This window comes from Saliniramus sp., assembly GCF_035311605.1.
In the GTDB taxonomy this organism is placed as follows: Bacteria; Pseudomonadota; Alphaproteobacteria; order Rhizobiales; family Beijerinckiaceae; genus Saliniramus.
In genome coordinates this window covers 1-18,070 of sequence record NZ_DATGCW010000343.1, presented here as the reverse complement: position 1 = coordinate 18,070, position 18,070 = coordinate 1, and the positions used below count along the sequence as shown (strand labels likewise).

At 65.9% G+C, this 18,070-nt stretch carries 13 protein-coding genes and 1 pseudogene; 6 read left to right on the top strand and 8 right to left on the bottom strand.

Annotation, left to right across the window (positions count from 1 at the left end):
- Positions 1-113 precede the first annotated feature (113 nt).
- The 8 genes from VKP01_RS15180 to VKP01_RS15145 all read right to left on the bottom strand — a co-directional run bounded on the left by VKP01_RS15180 (position 114) and on the right by VKP01_RS15145 (position 11,116).
- Entirely contained in the window at positions 114-899 is a 786-nt protein-coding gene (locus tag VKP01_RS15180) for a creatininase family protein (protein ID WP_324413750.1), read from the bottom strand.
- A 106-nt stretch (positions 900-1,005) separates the two neighbouring features.
- Entirely contained in the window at positions 1,006-1,944 is a 939-nt protein-coding gene (locus tag VKP01_RS15175) for a phytoene/squalene synthase family protein (RefSeq protein WP_414706589.1), read from the bottom strand.
- Positions 1,904-2,815, bottom strand: a complete 912-nt coding sequence (locus tag VKP01_RS15170) for a glycosyltransferase family 2 protein (RefSeq protein ID WP_324413746.1) — start codon at positions 2,813-2,815, stop codon at positions 1,904-1,906. Before VKP01_RS15170 ends, VKP01_RS15175 begins: the two co-directional genes overlap by 41 nt.
- Positions 2,816-2,880: 65 nt before the next feature.
- Positions 2,881-3,345, bottom strand: a complete 465-nt coding sequence (locus tag VKP01_RS15165; RefSeq protein WP_324413744.1) for a hypothetical protein — start codon at positions 3,343-3,345, stop codon at positions 2,881-2,883.
- Positions 3,320-4,057, bottom strand: coding sequence for a nucleotide exchange factor GrpE (grpE, locus tag VKP01_RS15160; RefSeq protein WP_324413742.1), 738 nt, complete (start codon positions 4,055-4,057; stop codon positions 3,320-3,322). Before grpE ends, VKP01_RS15165 begins: the two co-directional genes overlap by 26 nt.
- A 118-nt stretch (positions 4,058-4,175) precedes the next feature.
- Positions 4,176-7,025 (bottom strand): [protein-PII] uridylyltransferase, encoded by a 2,850-nt coding sequence (locus VKP01_RS15155; RefSeq protein ID WP_324413740.1) that lies wholly within the window; start codon positions 7,023-7,025, stop codon positions 4,176-4,178.
- Between the two features lie 59 nt (positions 7,026-7,084).
- Positions 7,085-7,366 carry a hypothetical protein gene (locus VKP01_RS15150; RefSeq protein ID WP_324413739.1) on the bottom strand — a complete coding sequence of 94 codons (282 nt, stop codon included), beginning with the start codon at positions 7,364-7,366 and terminating at the stop codon, positions 7,085-7,087.
- Between the two features lie 177 nt (positions 7,367-7,543).
- Positions 7,544-11,116 carry a hypothetical protein gene (locus VKP01_RS15145; RefSeq protein WP_324413737.1) on the bottom strand — a complete coding sequence of 1,191 codons (3,573 nt, stop codon included), beginning with the start codon at positions 11,114-11,116 and terminating at the stop codon, positions 7,544-7,546.
- A gap of 135 nt (positions 11,117-11,251) precedes the next feature.
- On the opposite strand from VKP01_RS15145, the gene VKP01_RS15140 reads away from it, so the two are divergent.
- From VKP01_RS15140 to VKP01_RS15115, 6 genes and pseudogenes are all read left to right on the top strand, one after another.
- On the top strand, positions 11,252-13,042 hold the full coding sequence (locus tag VKP01_RS15140) for an ATP-binding protein (protein WP_324413735.1): 1,791 nt from the start codon (positions 11,252-11,254) through the stop codon (positions 13,040-13,042).
- Positions 13,043-13,260: 218 nt separating this feature from the next.
- A complete protein-coding gene (locus VKP01_RS15135; protein ID WP_324413733.1) occupies positions 13,261-14,205 on the top strand; it encodes a TAXI family TRAP transporter solute-binding subunit in 945 nt (314 codons plus the stop codon).
- A 176-nt stretch (positions 14,206-14,381) separates the two neighbouring features.
- Complete coding sequence (locus tag VKP01_RS15130; protein ID WP_324413731.1) at positions 14,382-16,307, top strand: TRAP transporter permease; 1,926 nt, start codon at positions 14,382-14,384, stop codon at positions 16,305-16,307.
- A gap of 141 nt (positions 16,308-16,448) precedes the next feature.
- On the top strand, positions 16,449-17,210 hold the full coding sequence (locus tag VKP01_RS15125) for a DUF1223 domain-containing protein (RefSeq protein WP_324413729.1): 762 nt from the start codon (positions 16,449-16,451) through the stop codon (positions 17,208-17,210).
- 95 nt (positions 17,211-17,305) lie between these two features.
- Positions 17,306-17,743 carry a DUF393 domain-containing protein gene (locus tag VKP01_RS15120; protein WP_324413727.1) on the top strand — a complete coding sequence of 146 codons (438 nt, stop codon included), beginning with the start codon at positions 17,306-17,308 and terminating at the stop codon, positions 17,741-17,743.
- A gap of 93 nt (positions 17,744-17,836) precedes the next feature.
- Positions 17,837-18,070, top strand: a pseudogene (locus VKP01_RS15115) (hypothetical protein); the annotation flags it as partial.

The window sequence follows — 18,070 nt, the reverse complement described above, 5'->3', positions numbered from 1 at the left end:
CGAGGGACCATAGCCACTCCGGCGCGGGATTCAAGGTCAGTGCGGGCCGTCACGGTGCTGCGCCGGGCGTATCCGGCCCGGATACGCCCCTGTTCGCAGACAGGTGGTACGATTCAGGCCCACAGCGCCGGATCGCTGGCCATGCCCGCGAGCGCGCGTGCCGCAGCCGAGATCAGCTTCTCGCCCTTCCCGGCATCTGCATGCCTGGCATCGCCGATGACGCCCGTGCGCGTCAGCGCGGTGAAGTCACGCCAGCGATACATCGGCGCGCCGAGCACCGATGCCGCATCCTGCGCCGGCGGGCCGTAAGCGCCCGGCAGCGCATCGTGCTTGACGAGATCTCCGGCCAGAGCCAGCATCATCGAGGTTTCCGCCTCGCAGGCATGCAGGACACCGCGCTGATCCTCCAGGATCGCGGCGAATTCGTCCTGGGCGAGCCCGAAATAGGTCGTCACGGCGATACGCGCGGGAACTGCGCGGGACAATTCACCGGAAAGGGCATTCAGCGCACTGGCATTACCGCCATGGCCGTTGACGATCACGATGCGCGAAAACCCGGCATCGGCGATCGCGCGGCACATATCCTGCAAGAGCGCGTGCCAGGTCGCCAGCGAGAGGGTCAGTGACCCGCCGAACGGCATATGATGCGCGGCGAGCCCCACAGGCATGGCCGGGGCGCGAATACAGGCCTCTCCCCGCGCGAACAGAAGCTTCGCAGCACGGTCGCAAACCGCCGTGCATAACAGGGTATCGACCCCCGTGGCGAGATGCGGGCCGTGTTGCTCGGTCGAGGCCACAGGCAGGAAGACGATCGCATCATCACCCGCGCGGGCATTGATCTGGTCCGCCCGTAGCCGTTCCCAGGCCGTCTCCGGTACCGTTATCGGATCATCCGCCATCGCCCGTCCTCTGCTGATTACGGATGAAGCCAAGCATGGGATGCTAAGTCAGACAATCCCACAGCCCGGCTTTGCGGGTGTGTGTCCTTGCACGCGCCTTCGCCAATCAGCGCCAGCCCTTTCGGGCCTGCCGCCACAGATGCCAGAGCCGGCGCCAGCGCGGCACTTCCACGAGGCTCGTATAGGGCGCGTAATCGGCGCGCTGCATGCGATCGAGATAGAGCGGTATCAGCGCGAGCGGCAAATAGAGCGGCCCGATGCGCGGATCGCAGGCGGGCAGGGCCGCGCGCGCCGCGTCGCGATGACGGCGGATCTGCTCGCGCATCCGGGCCATGGCAGCGGCGAGTTTTTGCGAATCAGCACGCCCGGCTACGACATCACCGCGCGTGAGCCCCTGCTCGCCCAGAACATCAAGAGGCGGCAGCATCAACTGGCCGCGTCGCGCATGCAGGGGGAATGCGCGCATCAGCGCCGTCATGCCCAGCGCCACACCGGCATGACCGGCGGCATCGGCATCGCCCGCATCGGCGCCATCGGTGAGGATCAGCCCGGCAAGGCGCAACGGCGCGCTGAAGGTCTCGCCGCAATAGCCCTCGAGCTGGTTCAGATCCGCAAACGGATCGTCATAGAGATCATTCAGCCGCGCATCGATCAGATCGAGCAGCGGTTGCACCGGCAGGTTGAAGCGAGCAATCGTGTCGAGCAGCGCTGCAGCGACGGGGTTGGCGCGCACATCGCCGCTCAGCGCGCCGGTCGCGGCCTCCGGTGCGAGCGCATCGCGCCACCATTGCAGCCGAATCTCGCCGGCGAGTGCCTGGCTCACCGCATCGCGCACCCGCGCGATCTCGAGGGTGAAGGCGTAGAGAGCGAAAAGATGCGGGCGCGCCGTCGCATCGGCGAAGAGGCTGGCGAAGTAGCGATCGGGATCGCCCGCGCGCACCAGGCTCTCGCAATGCGCGAAAGCGTCGAAGCCGGCCTTTGAGGAACCCTCGTCCACCTGTGATCTACTCCGTTGCGCGCGATTGCGCAGAGGATTGCGCGCCATCCGCGCTCTGCCCGGCTTCGAGCCGCAGCCGTGTCGCTTCGGTCCGGCTGTGGAAGAAGCCGGCAAGCACTGCGAGTCGGTAGGTCCGAATATAGGCGATGGTGGCGGCGTAACGCAGACCGAACAGGCCCCCGGTGACATGACGCCGCAGGAAATAATATTTCGCGAAAACGGCAAACGGCTCGACCAGCAGGCGGGGCAGGGTAGTCAGCTTCGCGCGTCGCATTTCCACAGCCTGGAGATGGAAATAGGTAATGTTTTTCTCCACGAGATGCGCCAGCGAGCGGATGCTCTCATGGTGGATCGGATGCTTCGCCATGCGCATCGAGACGGGATCGAAGTCGATCGCATCATGCACGAGCGATGCCGGAATGCGCACACGGCGTCGGTCATACAGGCGCACATGCGCATGATAGCCGGCAAAGGGGCGCGGCTGCGCGCGGCCCGGATACACGGTGGGAATGCGAAACCGGAAACCCGCGAGCGCGGGCTCACCCTGCGCGAAAAGCGCTGCGATCTCCTCACGCGTCTGCCGGGGCAGCCATTCATCCGCATCGAGGGAGAGAATCCAGGCATGACGCGCCGCATCTTCGGCGAAGCGCTTCTGGGGGCCGTAGCCCGGCCATGCATTGAAGATCACCCGCGCACCATGCGCCTCGGCCACCGCAACCGTATCGTCGCGCGAGCCGGAATCCACGACGACGACGTCATCGACGAGATCGCGCACCGAGTCGATGCAACGCCCGATCCGGTCGGCTTCGTCGCAGGCGATGATGGTGCAGCTGATCGGCAGGCAACGCCCCGCCACCGTGCCCCGCACCCCTGCCGGGAGCTGCACCCCTGCCGGGTCCTTGTCCGGATCCTGATTCATCACGACTCCCGGTGGCGCCGCACGCGCCGGATCAGATCCCCGGATAGGCGTTTGCGACCACACGGTCAACGACCGGGATCGGCGGCTGCGGCCTCGGGCGTACGCAGCCAGAAACGCTGCATCAGATAGACCGAGGCACCACTGACGAAGCCGTTATGCGTCTCGATCGCCGCGAGACGCGGTTCAATCCGTGAAAACGGAACCGGATCGAACCGACAGATCACCCAGGCGCGCGCCGGTCCCGGACGGCTGCGGCTGGCGATGGCGGCGCTCGGGGTTACGCTATAGTCGATCCGGATACCCGACCCGTCGCGCGCCGGAAGGAGACGCGTGATGCGGATATCGGCCCCGTCCGGATTGAGCGCCGGCAGCGTCATCCGGCACAACCGCGCCTGTGCCTCATCAATGCGTGGCGTGCATCCCGCCAGCATGAAAAACACCGCAATTAGGGCGCCGGCGGCGATGAACCAGGCCACCATTCGGGCGGTGCGCGCGGCGCGGCCCTCAGGCCGCGCCGTCAGTTCCGCCATTTGCCTGCCCGGCCGGAGCCGGCTTCGGCCCGCCTTTGGCGACGCCGACCATGGCGGGGCGCAACACGCGTTCACCGATCACGTAGCCGTCCTGGACCACCTGCACGACCTGACCGCTCGGCACACTCGGATCCGGCACCTCGAACATGGCCTGATGCAGGTTGGGATCGAATTTCCCGCCTTCGGGGGAAAGCTTGCGTACACCGTGGCGCTCCATGCTCTTCATCAGATCGCGCTCGGTGAGCTCGATCCCCTCGATCAGCGCCGTGAGCGCGTCATCCATCTGCGCACGCGCTTGCGCCGGCACGGCATCGAGAGCGCGATGGATGTTGTCGGCGACCGTGAGCATGTCACGGGCGAAGGCCGTCACCGCATAGGCCCGCGCATCGGCGACTTCCTTTTCCGTGCGCCGACGCAGATTTTCCATGTCGGCCAGGGTGCGCAGGAGCTTGTCCTTCATCTCGGCCTTCTCGGCTTCGGCGGCGGCGAGAGCGTCAGTGCCGGGAGCGGCATCATCGGTCCCGCCGGCTCGCGGCGCTGTCGCGTGGTGGCCCTCTTCCTGGCGGGCGCCCTCCTGGGCGGCTGCGGTATAGGCCTGGCTGGCGAAAGCGGCACCGGCTTCCGGATTGCCGGAAGCCGGGCCGCCATTCGCGGGATCGGCAGTGCCGGATTGAGGATTGTGGTTGGGGGCTTTCGGATGGCTGTCTGTCATGGCTCGTCCGTAATCACTCGCTCTCGAAAGGCATGGGCCGCGTCAACGGCGGTTCACGGGCCGCTGATGCGGCGGTTTGGCATCGTTGCGCCTGATATCATGGCGGCGGGGGCCGAAATCAAGCACTGCGTCGCGCACCGCGCCCCGCACCGGGGCCGCCGGCGGCTTCGCTTCTGCCCTCACCCTTGCCCTCACCCTTGCCCTCACCCTTGCCCTCGGCCTTACGTTCGCCCGCAGAGCCTCCCTGGATCACTTCCTGCAGGGCCTTGCGGATGGCGTTCTGGCGGGCGGGGCGGATGATCTTGCCGCCGGTGAGATCGGTCACGTAGAAAACGTCGACGACCTTTTCACCGAAGGTGGCGATATGGGCCGAGGCGATGTTCAGATTGAGCCGCCCCAATGCCGTCGTCAGATCGTAGAGCAAGCCGGCTCGGTCGAGCCCGGTCACCTCGATCACCGTGAAGCGGCCCGATGCGGTGTTGTCGAGCACGATTTCCGGGATCACCACGAAGGGCTTCGTGCGCTCGCGCGGCTGACGCCGGCCATCGACGAGATCGGCGATCTTCACCTCGCCCTTGAGCGCGCGCTCGATCGAGCCGGCAACCTTCTCGGCGCGGCGCAATTCATCCTCGTCGTGATCGAACGCCCGCGACAGGAAGATCGTGTCGAGCGCCATACCGTCCACCGTGGTGAATATCTGGGCATCGACGATGTTGCCGCCGGCTGCGGCACAGGCGCCGGTGACGATGGCGAGAAGGCGTGGATGATCCGGTGAGACCACGGTGATCTCCGTCACACCGCGAAAGCCGTCGGTCTCGAATCCCGTGGCGACGCTCTGGCCCGCCGCATCAGCCTCGCGCATGAAGCGGGCATGGCGTTCGCGAAAGCGCTCGTCGGCCTTGAGCCAGTAGCCCGGATAATGGCGCTCGGCATAGACAGCGAATTCGGCATCGCTCCAATCCGGCAATTGCCCCCGCAGCCGCGCCTTGGCCTGGTCGATGCGCGCCGGTCGCGCCAGATCGGCATCGCCGCCGCCCAGAACAAGCTCGGTCTCGCTGTAGAGCGTGCGCAGAAGCTCGCCCTTCCAGCCGGTCCAGACGCCGGGCCCGACGGCAGAGATGTCGGCGACGGTGAGCAGCAGGAGCAGCTTGAGTCGCTCCATCGTCTGCACGACGCCGGCAAAATCCGCGATCGTGCGCGGATCGGAGAGATCGCGGCTCTGGGCGATGGTCGACATCAGCAGGTGATGCTCCACCAGCCAGGCCACCGTATCGGTCTCGGCCCGCGTCAGGCCCAGGCGCGGCCCCAGCTTGCGCGCGATACGCGCGCCGACGATGGAGTGATCCTCCTCTCGGCCCTTGGCAATGTCGTGCAGGAACAGGGCGACATAGAGCGCCCGGCGGTGGCTGATCGTATGGATGATCCGGTCGGAGAGCGGATGGGTGTCGCCCAGCCGCCCCGCTTCGAGGGCGGCGAGATGGCCGATCGAGCGGATCAGATGTTCGTCCACCGTATAATGATGATACATGTTGAACTGCATCATCGCCACGATCCGCCCGAAATCGGGGATGAAGCGGCCCAGCACGCCGGTCTCGTTCATCCGCCGCAACACGCTTTCGGGCTTGTTGTGCGAGGTGAGGATGTCGAGAAACAGCGCATTGGCGCGCTCGTCCCGGCGCAGATTGGGCGTGATCAGCTTGAGCGAGCGCGTGGCGAGCCGCGAGGCATCCGGATGGATCGCCAGATCATGGCGGTCGGCCTCGCGAAAGAGCGCGATCAGATTGACCGGATCACGGCTGAAAGTCTCTTCATCGCGCACGCTCAGGCGGTTGTTCTCGACCACAAAGGGGCCGATCGCACGGCGTCGCCGCGTTGCACCGCGCAGGCTCCCGATGAAGCGATCGAGCATCGGTACGCGCTTGGCCTGCCGCGCCTCCATCGCCGCACAGACGATCGCGGTGAGATCGCCGACATCCTTGGCGATGAGGAAATAAGCCTTCATGAAGCGCTCGACGGCGGAGAGACCTCCGCGCTCGGAGAAGCCGAGACGCTCGGCGATGAGCCGTTGCAGATCGAAGCTCAGGCGCTCCTCGGCACGCCCGGTCTCGAAATGCAGATGGCAGCGCACCCGCCAGAGAAACTCCTCGCAGCGCTGGAACAATCGCAATTCCTGCGCGGTGAAGAGTCCTGCACCGACCAGCGCCTTCACATCCTCGACCTGGTAGACATATTTGCCGATCCAGAACAGCGTGTTCAGATCGCGCAGGCCGCCCTTGCCGTCCTTGACGTTGGGCTCCACCAGATAACGCGAGGCGCCGGCCTTGCGCACCCGCGCGTCACGCTCGCGCAGCTTCGCCTCGACGAATTCCGCCGCAGAACCCTCGACGAGCTCGGCGTCGAAGCGCTGTTTCAGCGCGCTGTAGAGCACCGCATCGCCGGCGAGGTGGCGGGTTTCGAGCAGCGCGGTGCGAATGGTGAAATCGCTGCGCCCCTCGCGCAGACATTCATCGACGGAACGGGTGGCGTGACCGACCTTGAGCCGCAGATCCCACAGGATATAGAGCATCGCCTCGACCATGCTCTCGCCCCAGGCAGTCTGCTTGTAGGGCAGCAGGAAGAGCAGATCGACATCCGATCCCGGCGCCAGCGCGCCGCGACCGTAACCGCCGGTGGCGACAATCGAAAGGTGTTCGCTGGTCGAAGGATTCTCGACCGGATAGAGAATGCGGTTGACGATCTCGTAGATCGTTTCGACGACCGCATCCATCTGCCGTGACAGGCGCCGCGCACAGGCGAGCCCGTCCCCCTCCGAGAAGAGCTGATCCTGGGCATGAAGGCGGCCATCGGCGAGGAGCGCACGCAACTCCGGCACGACACGCTCACGCAACGCACCCGCGTCACCGAACGGCTTCTTCCGGTGTTCGGCTTCAAGTGTGGCGAGGAGAGAATCGAGGCGTTCGCGGACCATGCCCCCTTCATAGAGGATTTTGCAGCAGGACGCATCGGGGATTTCGCCCCGCCGCCGCCCTAGTGAGAACCGCCCTGCGCCCGCGCGCCGTCAACGCCTTCTCCGAGCGCGTAGCGCAGAATTGCGACATCCGATTCCGCAGCGCGCACGGCGGCGTCGAGCTTGCGCCGGACATGCAGGCTGCGACCAGCATAATTGCGTTTGCGGGCAAGGCATTCGTCGCGATGGGCCAGCGCCCGCTGCAAGGCGCTATGCTCCGCGTGCGGCTGCAGGCCGGATGAGACGTCTTCGCGCTGACGGTCTGCGGAGGGACCATCATGCGGGACGCAGGAGGAGTCCACGCTCTGATCGTTCAATGACACGTCGTTACCTCAAGCATCGGGTTCAAGGCCCGCGTTGCGATCTGACGAAATATGGCCCAGCATTGCCGCTACCGACAGCCGCGTCAAGAAAAATATCAGCAATATCAGTAATTTAGAATTGGAATGATGATAAACTGGACCATTGCCCAACGCGTTTCAGCCACGATCTGCGGGCGCCGCGCCCGGGCTCAGCCGCGCCTGTTCGTCTTCCGGGACCGGGCCTCCGGGCACACTCATGCCGTCACCCGGGCGCACCGGCAGGGCGGTTTCCGGGAAGCGTTTGCGGTATTCTTCGAGGAAGTCGAACAGGGTATCGCTCGATGTGACGCGCGTCGCCAGCGTCCGGAAGGCCTCGGTGTCGAGCGAATCGGGAGCCGAGGCCACGGCGAAGGTTTCGGCATCTTCCGAAGCCATCATCTGATCGAGAAATTTTGCGCGCAGGCGGTCGAGAGCGATCGCCTCGTCGGCGAGCGTATAGGCAATGGCCGCGCGCAGGATATCCGTGCGCTCGCGGCGGCTGAGTTCGTCCCCGTCCTGCCAGCGCCGCCCGGCCAGCGCCTCGTGCGCCTCGCCGGCCTCGCGCCAGCGCTGCGCCGTCCAGAGGATGTCCGCGCGCAGGCGGTCGACCTCCGGCCCTTCAGTATCGGCAAGGATTTCGAGGGCGAGATCCGTGCGCGAGAGATCCGACAGTGCCCGCGCTTCGAGCAGGATGCGGGCCTGGCGAACCGATTCCGGCAATTCCGGCAAGCGCGTCTCGGCCAGCACTTCGCGTGCGGCGAGCGGCTCGCCCTCCATCAGATAGAGCGTGGCGAGACGCGCCGCGACAGTGGCGCGTGCGGAACCGTCGAGGCGGTTATCGACCTGATGCCGCAGCAATTCCGTGGCCTTGTCGATGAGACCGAGTTCCACGAGCCGATTGGACAGTTGCCGAACGATCTCGTCACCGCGTCGCCCGATCGGCAGGAATTCGCGGAAATCGAAGAACAGGGCCACGGCCTCGACCTGGTCGAGCGCCTCGTCACGCCCACCGAGGAAGATCTCGTCGAAGATGCGCGCGGTCTCATCGTGCAATTCGCGCGAGACGGGGTGATCGGGGAAGAAGGTGGCCGCGTTGCGCGCAGCGACGAAGGCGTCACGCCAGCGCCCTTCCTCGGCATAGAGCTGCCCGAGCAGGCCGAGAGTGCGTACCTCCACCTCGTCACCGCGCCAGGAGACGATGAGACGCTCCAGCGCCGCGATGGCCTCGTCGGTCTCGACCGCACCGCGTGCCACGCCATGTTCGAGACGCAGCAGTTCCGCCTGCGCGGCATAGGGGCGTGCAGCCTCCTCGGCGAGGCGTGCCAGATTGGCGAGTGCCTGCTCCGGCTGGCCGATGGCGATGTCGATCCGGGCTTCGAGCAGATGCAGCGCATCCGGCGGGACAGAGCCGGGGGCCAACTGTGCCAGCGCCGTCGCCTCACGGCGCGCGAGGTTGATTTCACCCTCGGCGAGCGCGCTCTCGGCAAGGCTGAGGCGCATGGCGCCCTGAAGATCGTCGGGATAGGCCTCCAGCAATGGCCGCCCGTGTCGGAAACCGGCTATTGCCTGCTGCGCACGACCCTCGCGGGCATCCAGCCAGGCCCGCCAGAGCAGGATTTCGCGATCACTGTCGTGTTCAGGATGCGAGAGGATCTCGCGGGCCTCGTCAAGACGCTCCATCGCCATGGCTGCAGCAGCCTTGAGCAGGAGCCAGCGCCTCTGCATGCGCCGATCAGGTTCATCCTGTGCGACAACGTCGAGTACGCCTGCGGCTTCCGTGGCCAGCCCGTTGGCCAGCATGAAACGCGCGACATCAAGACGGGCATCGCCGCGTTGCGACGGGCGCGCATCGATCACGGCCTCCATCTGTTCGTGAAGGCGCCGGCGCACCGCGCCACCCCGCGCATCGCGCCACGGGCCCGCTTCGAAAACGGCTTCTTCCGGAATCTCGCCCGGGGCGGCCTCTCCCGCCACGGTCGATGTGCCGCTGATCAGCAGATCGCGCGGGCGCGATACGATGACGGCGTCATCGCGCACCCTGACGCGTAAATCATCCGCAATGGCCGCGATGGCTGCGCCCTGCACGGTCTGGAGCAGCTGAAATTCGAGAAAACGCTGATCGCGCTGCAGGTTGCGCGGCTCCCCTGCCGCAGTGGCGACGGCGATGCGCATCCCCGTTTCCGGTGCGTCGATCCAGTGCACGGCGGAAACCTCAGGGAGATCGACGGCGACGACGTGGCGCCCGGAATCGTCAATATCGGGACGCACCGTCACAGGCATCGCGGCGCGGTCGGGATCGGCGTCGATGCTGAGCGTCCAACCCCGTTCATGCGGTGTCAGATGGGCCAACCTCGGCTCGGGGAGCGCGAAGCGCACAGTGACGAAACGCCCCTCGCGCAGGATCCCGTCAAGCCGCGCCACGGCCTCGCTCGCTTCGGGTTGCGGATCGAGGGCGAGCGGCGTGCGGCTGTCGAAGATCACGCGCAGAATGCCGCCATGGGCAAAAGCTGCGGCAGGGACGGCCTCGCCGAAATCGAAATCGAGCCGCAATGATTCGGGGGCGCCGTCATCCGGACCGGGCAGGAAGCGCCCGCGTGCCTCTACGGTCTCGGCGCTCTCCGGTTCGGGAAGCTGCTCGCGGATCAGCTGCTCGATACTGGTGACCGGGGAAGCCGGAGCGGGGTCTTCGGCATCCGCTGCAGCCGGTGCATCATCCCCCGCATCATCCGGTTCCGGATCGATCGGATCCGGCATCCCGGCGCGGCGATCCGTGGCCGCGCCGGGGACTTCATCACCGTTGCGGGATGATGCCGGCGGAACCGGCAGATCGGGCGCGACGATTTCCTCGAAACCTTCGCGCGGTTCGATATCCACGATATAGCTGCCATCCTCGTGGAAGCCGCGTGCATCAAAGCCCCGTTCGAGCAGAAGACGGACCGTCAGATTGCCGTCGGCATCGCTCTCTTCGTATGCGCCGATGCCGGGTATGGTGACGAGCGGGCGCTCGGCCTCGAGGCGGAAGGGGTCGCCGAAGCGAAGTTCGAACAAGCCTTCCTCAACCCGACGGCTGATCGCCGTGGGAATCGGCGGCTCGAAGACGAGCCGGGTCAAAGTGGGCAATTGTGCCACGCGCACGGGCAACGGGCGGATAGGGACTTCCTCCTGCCGCTCACGCTCCTCCGCGATGAGCTCTTCGGCGACGCGGGCGCGCCGGGCCAGATCGGCGACGACCTCCGGGGGCAAACCCGGCATCATGCCGTTCCAGCGCTCGGGCAGGATGTCGACGAAGACGAGCTCCCCGGCATGAATCACGTTGACGTTGAAATTCTGGGTGAGCGCCATGCGCATGCCCGTTCCGTCCGGATCATGGCGCACGACGGAAACGTAGGCGGGCATCTGTTGCGCCAGTCGCTCGCTGCGGATGACAGTGGGTTCCTCGAAGGCGATCACCATGACGCCGTTGGCAGCGCGTGCTTCGACCCGGACCGGTTCGCCGAACTGCAGCAGAATGCGTCCGAAGCCCTCATCCTGCTGGCCACGCACACTGACCTCGCCCGGCTCTTCGGCCATGGCAAGACCCGCCGCGCCCATGACGGCGGCGAGCACGAGCCCGCAATACGCGATCACCATGAGAATCGCGGCGCGGCAGGCCCGGATCGGTCCGGCTTTCCCGATTGCGCAATGCGCGGGAAGCCCGGGGAACAGACGCATCGACATATCCCGTTACGCAGGGCACGCTCACCGTATGGAACCCGTACGGCTATTTCTTTCTAGCGCAACGCGGCTAACGGGGCCTTAACCCGGTCCGCGATTGCACGGCCCCGTACAAGACGCTATCCAGATGGCATGAACGGCGAACCCGAAGGCGCCGACGGCGCCGGGCAAGAAAAGACGATCCGGCAAGCCGCCCGGGCCGATCTGCGATCGCGCGCACCTTTCGCCGCCCTGTGGGCGGCTTCGGTGCTGCTGCCTTTGCTGGTTCTCGGCCTCGCCGCCTGGTGGAGCTGGTACGGCGTCGAGAACGCGGCACGCGACAGGGTGCAGCGCATGGTCGACATGATGCATGAGCACGTCCTGCGCAGCCTCGATACCCAGGAGGCGATTCTCGAAGCCATCGATTACGGCATGGGCCAAAGCGATTGGGAGAGCGTCGCCGGGTCGCGGCGGCTGCATGCCCTGCTCGCCACACTCAATCGCCGCTCGCCGCCATCGGGCGGTATCGCACTGGTCTCGCCCGATCGCGAGATCGTGGCCGGCAGCGCGGAATTTCCCTTCACCCCCATCGATGCCAGTGATCGCGACTATACCCGGCCCGAAGCCCATCGCGGCGACCGGGTCTATATCGGCGAGACGGTCATCGCGCGCCCGCTTGGACAAAGGGTCTTTCCCGTCAGCCGCGCCCGCAGCCGCGCACCCGAGGCGGGCGGATGGATCGTGGCCTCGTTCGCGCCTGACTATTTCGAGGATTTCTACCGCGCGGTGCGCGAGAGCGACGCGGACGCGGCTGCCCTGGTGCGCAGTGACGGCGCCGTGCTTGCCCGGATTCCCTCCGGAGAGGAAACCCGCGAAGCCGGCGAGAGGGGTGAATCGTGGCGTCTGCCAGCGGAGGACGTCATTGCGGCGACCATGGCGGACAGGCCGGATCAGGGCCTGATCGATACCGTCTCGGCGCATGACGGCAACCGCCGCCTCTATGCTTACCGCAAGGTTTCCGGCTATCCCCTCTACGTTGTCTACGGCATGAGCCGGCTAACGATGCGTGCGGCATGGCTGCGCGAACTCGTGGCGCATGCCGCCATCGCCTGGATCGCGGCGATGGCGCTACTGGTGCTGACGGCGCGGATCCAGCGGGCCGCGCGGCGCGAGCGGGTGGCACTCGCCGATGCCCGGTTCGAGGCCGAGCGGCGCGCGGAGGCCGAGAGCCGGCTCGCCCATGCCCAGCGCGTCGATGCGCTCGGACGCATTGTCGGTGGTGTTGCCCATGATTTCAAGAACATCGTCCAGGCGATGCGCGGTGGCGCGTCGCGTGTGGCAAAGCGCGCGGACGATCCGGACGAGGTCCGCCGCATTGCCGGCATGATCGACACGTCGGCCGAGCGCGGTGCGCGTCTGATCGAACGCATGCTCGCTTTCGCGCGGCGCGACCAGATGCCGACGGCGCGGTTCGACGTCGCTGCGGCTCTGGCTGAAACCTGCGACCTGCTCGAACGCACGATCGGCCCGGCCCATCGCCTGATCTGCGAGTCCGGCGCCGATCTGCCGCAGGTGACGGGGGATCGGGCCGAATTCGAGACCACCCTGGTCAATCTCGTGCTGAATGCGCGTGACGCCATGCCCGATGGCGGCCCCATCCGGATCACGGCGCAGCATGAGACCCCGGAAGCGGCCGCCGGGGAGAGCGCCGACACGGCAGCACGCATCATCGCGATCGCCGTTATCGATGCGGGGACGGGCATGGACGAAGCGACCCTCGCGCGTGCCGGCGAGCCGTTCTTCACCACGAAACCGGTCGGTGAGGGTACAGGGCTCGGCCTCGCGACCGCCCGCGCCTTTGCCGAACATGCCGGCGGTACGCTTGAGATTGCCAGCGTTGCCGGCGCCGGCACGCGCATGACGTTGCGTCTGCCGGCCGCCTGATCCTTCTGCAAACCATCAAAAAGTTACGTAAAGGAGTTTTCGCAATCCTGTGTCGGTTGCGGAATTTTCGCGCTGTGTCCCTTATACCTTTGGCGAAGTTACACGAAGTCGATTCTTGCTCTTCCGTCGCGGAACATGGGAGGAATCGCTTCGGAAAACACGTCGGCGTTCGAACCGACGACTTTCGCTTCGAGGAAACACGTTCAGGAGGGACATTCATGTCCAGCAAAATGAAACTCGCCGCGCTCGCCGCAGGCGTCAGTCTCGCCATTCTCGCTGCGCCGGCTGCGCAGGCGCAGCAGGCACGTATCATGACCGGCCCGCAGGGCGGCTCCTGGTATCCGCTTGGTGGCGCATTCGCCAACATCATGGGCGAATACGGCGTCAACCTGCAGGTTCTGCCGGGCGCCGGCATCGCCAATGTCCGCGCCATCGCCGAGGGCAAGGCCGATATCGGCTTCGCCAACTCGATCTCCACGGTCGATGGGCTTGCCGGTCGCGCGCCGTTCGAAGAGCCGCAGGAGAACGTCTGCAACGTGGCGACGCTGTATCCGCAGTATTTCCAGATCGTGGCGCTCGCCGATGCCGGCATTGACTCGATTGCCGATTTCGAGGGCAAGTCCGTGGCGATCCAGCCGCGCGGCAACACGGCCGAGTTCGTGACGGCGCAGGCGCTGGAAGTCGCCGGCCTGACCTATGATGATCTCGGTCGCATCAGCCATGTCTCCTACACCGACGCCGTCTCGTTGATGCGTGACAACAATGCCCAGGTCTTCACGCTCGGCACCACCGTGCCGGCTTCCGCCGTGATGGACCTGGCCTCCTCGCGCGACATCAAGCTGATCAACATGCCCGATGACACGTTCGAGGCCATGCGCGAACTCAATCCGGGCTATACCAAGCTGACCATCAAGGGCGGCAGCTACCCCGGCCAGGACGAGGACGTGCAGGCGGTGGGCTATGCCACGCACATCATCGCGCGCTGCGATCTCGACGAGGAAATCGTCTATGACCTGGTTGATGGCATGGTCGAAAACATTGAGGACCTGACTTCCATCGTGCGCGTGATGGCCGATACCGACCTCGCAGTGATGGCGACCGATACCGGCGTGCCGATGCATGCGGGCGCCGAGCGTTACTACGAGGAACACGGCGCGATGTGATCACGCCCGTCGCGTGAAGACTCTGCCGCCGCCCGCGAATCCTCGGGGGCGGCGGTTTGCGTCCCGGGCACTGCACCCGCGACGCCCTGCATTCGTGACAACCGAAGTATCGGCATTCGCGAGGAGGCGAGGCGCCCTGTCAGCATGCGGCGCGCCCCCGCGATGGAGGAGGGGCCATGTTGTATCTGCCGCAGAAGCTTACCGGGTGGCTGATCACCATCGTCGCGGTATCGATGTCGGTGTTCCATCTCTACATCGCCTTCTTCGGCGCCCCCGATGCCTATGTGATGCGGGGCATGCACCTCGCCTTTGCGCTGGCGCTGGCCTTCCTGATCCTGCCCGGACGCGACGGCAAGGCGAAGAGCCCCAATCTGTTCGATCTGGCGCTGCTGATCGCTGCGGCAGCCGCGTCGCTCTATCCGATGTTCAACCTCGAATACATCCGCATGCGGATGTATTACGTCGATGATCCGACGACGCTTGACTACGTGTTCGGCATCACGCTGATCCTGGTCGTGATGGAGGCCACGCGCCGCGCGACGGGCCTCGCGCTGACAGTCACGGCGGCGCTCTTCCTGCTCTACGGCCTGACCTGGGGAAACCAGAGTGTCGGCATCATGCTCGACCAGCTCTATCTCACCACCGAGGGCATTTTCGGCATACCGCTTTATGTCTCTGCCACTTATGTGATGCTGTTCATCCTGTTCGGCGCCTTCGTCGAGCGCTCGGGCGCCGGCCAGCTCTTCATGGATTTCGCGCTTGCGCTGGCGGGCCACACCTCCGGCGGCCCCGCCAAGGTGGCAATCATCACCTCATCGTTGTTCGGAACCGTTTCCGGTAGCGCCGTCGCCAACGTCATGACGACGGGGACCTTCACCATTCCCCTGATGCGACGCACCGGCTACCGCCCGGCCTTCTCCGGCGCGGTCGAGGCCGTGGCCTCGACCGGCGGGCAGCTGATGCCGCCGATCATGGGGGCCGCCGCATTCGTCATGGCGGAGTTTCTCGGTACGAGCTACCTCGCGGTCGCCGCTTTCGCCATCCTGCCGGCGATCCTGTATTATGTCGCCGTGTTCATGGCGGTGCATTTCGAGGCCAAGCGCATCGGCCTGAAGGGCATTCCCAAGCCCGACCTGCCACGGCTCGGCAAGGTGCTGCGCGAGCGCGGTCATCTGTTCCTGCCGCTGTTCGTCATTATCGGGGTGCTGCTTTCGGGCTATTCCGCCGCCTATGCCGCCCTGTGCGGAATCGGCTCCGTGATCCCCACCACCTGGCTGCGCAGCACCACCCGGTATACCTTCACGCCAAAGGCGATCATCGAGGCGCTGGAAGCGGGTGCGCGCAACACGCTGGTGGTGGCGCTGGCCTGTGCCTGTGCCGGTATCGTCATCGGCACGATCACACTCACCGGCCTGGGCCTGGCCTTCACCAATGTGGTGATGACGGCGTCGCAGAACATGCTGCTGCCGGCGCTGATCCTGACCATGCTCGCCGGGATCGTGCTGGGCATGGGTCTGCCGACGACGCCGGCCTATATCGTCCAGGTCGCCCTGCTCGTTCCCGCCCTGGTGCGTCTGGGCGTGCAGGTCGAGGCGGCACATCTGTTCGTGCTGTATTTTGCCGTGCTCTCGGCGATCACGCCCCCCGTCGCCATGGCGGTCTATGCCGCCAACGGCATCTCGCGGGCCGGTCTGATGGAGAGCTCCTGGGCAGCGGTGAAGCTCGGCCTGACGGGCTATATCATCCCGTTCATGTTTGTCTTCGGGCCCTCGCTCCTGATGATAGGCGAATGGCACGTCATTGTCGGAACGGTGATCACCGCCACGATCGGCGTCACCTGTCTCGCTGCGGCGCTGCACAACTATTTCTTCTTTGGTCACACCCATATCTGGGAACGTCTGTTCCTCCTCGGTGCGGCTTTCGTGCTGATCAACCCGGGGCTCTATACCGATATTGTCGGGGCGAGCCTGGTCGGTCTCACGGTGGCCAGCCAGTTGATGCTTGCGCGACCCAGACGCGGGGAGGCGGAGATTCCGGTCAGTGATGCGCCGGAGACGCAACCCGTAGCGCCGGCGACGCGAGAGAGACAGCCCGGGGAATGATCCCCGGGCTGACCCCCGCTGCCGCGCGGAAAGGGCGGTGAGAAGCCGGCTGACGCACGGCTCAAGCCAACGTGATTTCCATAGCCCGCCCGGTTACGTTTAACTGGTGCCATGTTTTCCGCATCGCTTCGGCTCCCACTCATGTCACATTCGGTCCCACGCATCCTGCGCAACGGTCTTCGGGCGGGTGCTTTTCTGGCGCTCGCCGCGCCGGCCTTTGCCGACGCCGCGACGGAGGCCCAGACCCCGCGCGCAGTGATCGAACTCTTCACCAGCCAGGGCTGTTCGGCCTGCCCGCCGGCGGATGCGAAACTGATCGAACTCGCGCGCGACCCCGAACTGATCGCCCTGACCCTGCATGTCGATTACTGGGATTATCTGGGCTGGGAGGATACGCTCGCGCAGCCGGCTTTCTCCGAGCGCCAGCGCGCCTATGCCGAGACACGCGGTGATCGCGGCGTCTTCACGCCGCAGATGGTGGTGAACGGCCTCTATGCCTGTATCGGCTCGGATGCGCGCGCCATCGCGGCCTCGCTGGCCGCCGCCGATCGCCACGCGACCGGGCTGCCGGTGCCTGTTTCTGTCACACGTGAGGGGCGCGATCTCACCATCGCATTGCATGGCGACCATGACACCGGCGGCGAGATCTGGTTGCTGCGGGTCGAGCCGCTGATGAGCGTGGCCATCGAACGCGGCGAGAACAAGGGACGCGAGGCACATTACGGCAACGTGGTGCGCGCCATGAACCGCATCGCGGAATGGGACGGTACCGCCATGCAGGTGAGCGCCCGTCTCGCCGATGCCACCGGGCGATTCGTCGTCCTGGTCCAGGATCATGATGGCGCGATTCCCGGGCGGATCCTCGGCGCGGCGCGCGGGGACGGGCTTCTCGCCGCGCCTTGAGGAGCGCCATCCGGGCGGTGGAATGTGCGGATTTGACGCAGCCTCAGACCGCGTCGCGCCCTGCAATCATCCCTGATCCGCGCCATCTGTCTGTCATGGAGCAGACATTTCCCGCACTCACGGTATTCTATGATGGCGCCTGTCCACTCTGCGCGCGCGAAATTGCCTTCTATCGACGCCGCAAGGGGGCCGATCGTCTGCGCTGGATGGATGTCGCGCAACTCGCGCCCGATCAGGACGTCGCTCCCGGTCTCGCGCGCGCCAATGCGCTGGCGCGGTTTCACGTCATGGATGCGCAGGGAAAGCTGATTTCCGGCGGCCGCGCCTTCGCCGAGATCATGGCCCGGCTCGACGGGTTTCGCATCATCGGACGCGTCCTGCGCCGTGAGCCGCTGGCGAGCCTGCTGGATGGCGCCTACGCCATGTTCCTGCCCATACGACCACAGCTGCAGCGCCTCTTCGGCGGCAGACGGGAACCAGCCCCATGCACGGATGACGGCGCCTGCGATCCGGCATCGAAGCGCCGGGACTGATCGCGCGTCAGACCGGCCATCGCCGTTCTTGCGAAACCGGGCCGCAGGACGCATCCTCTCGGGCAGAAAAGCCCGAGCGAGAGGATCACGGCGATGCAGGAAGACAATGTCGCGGCGGCGGATATGGCGAACGGGCGCGACGATGCCGGATATCGCTCACGTTTCGTGTCGGCGGCAGACGGGCTGGTGCTGCATCTGCGTGACTATGGCCCGATCGACTCGGCCCTGACCCCGGTCGTCTGCCTGCCGGGAATCGCGCGCACGGCTTACGATTTTCATGATCTCGCGCGCGCCCTGTCCGGTGCCGAAACACCGAGACGTGTGCTC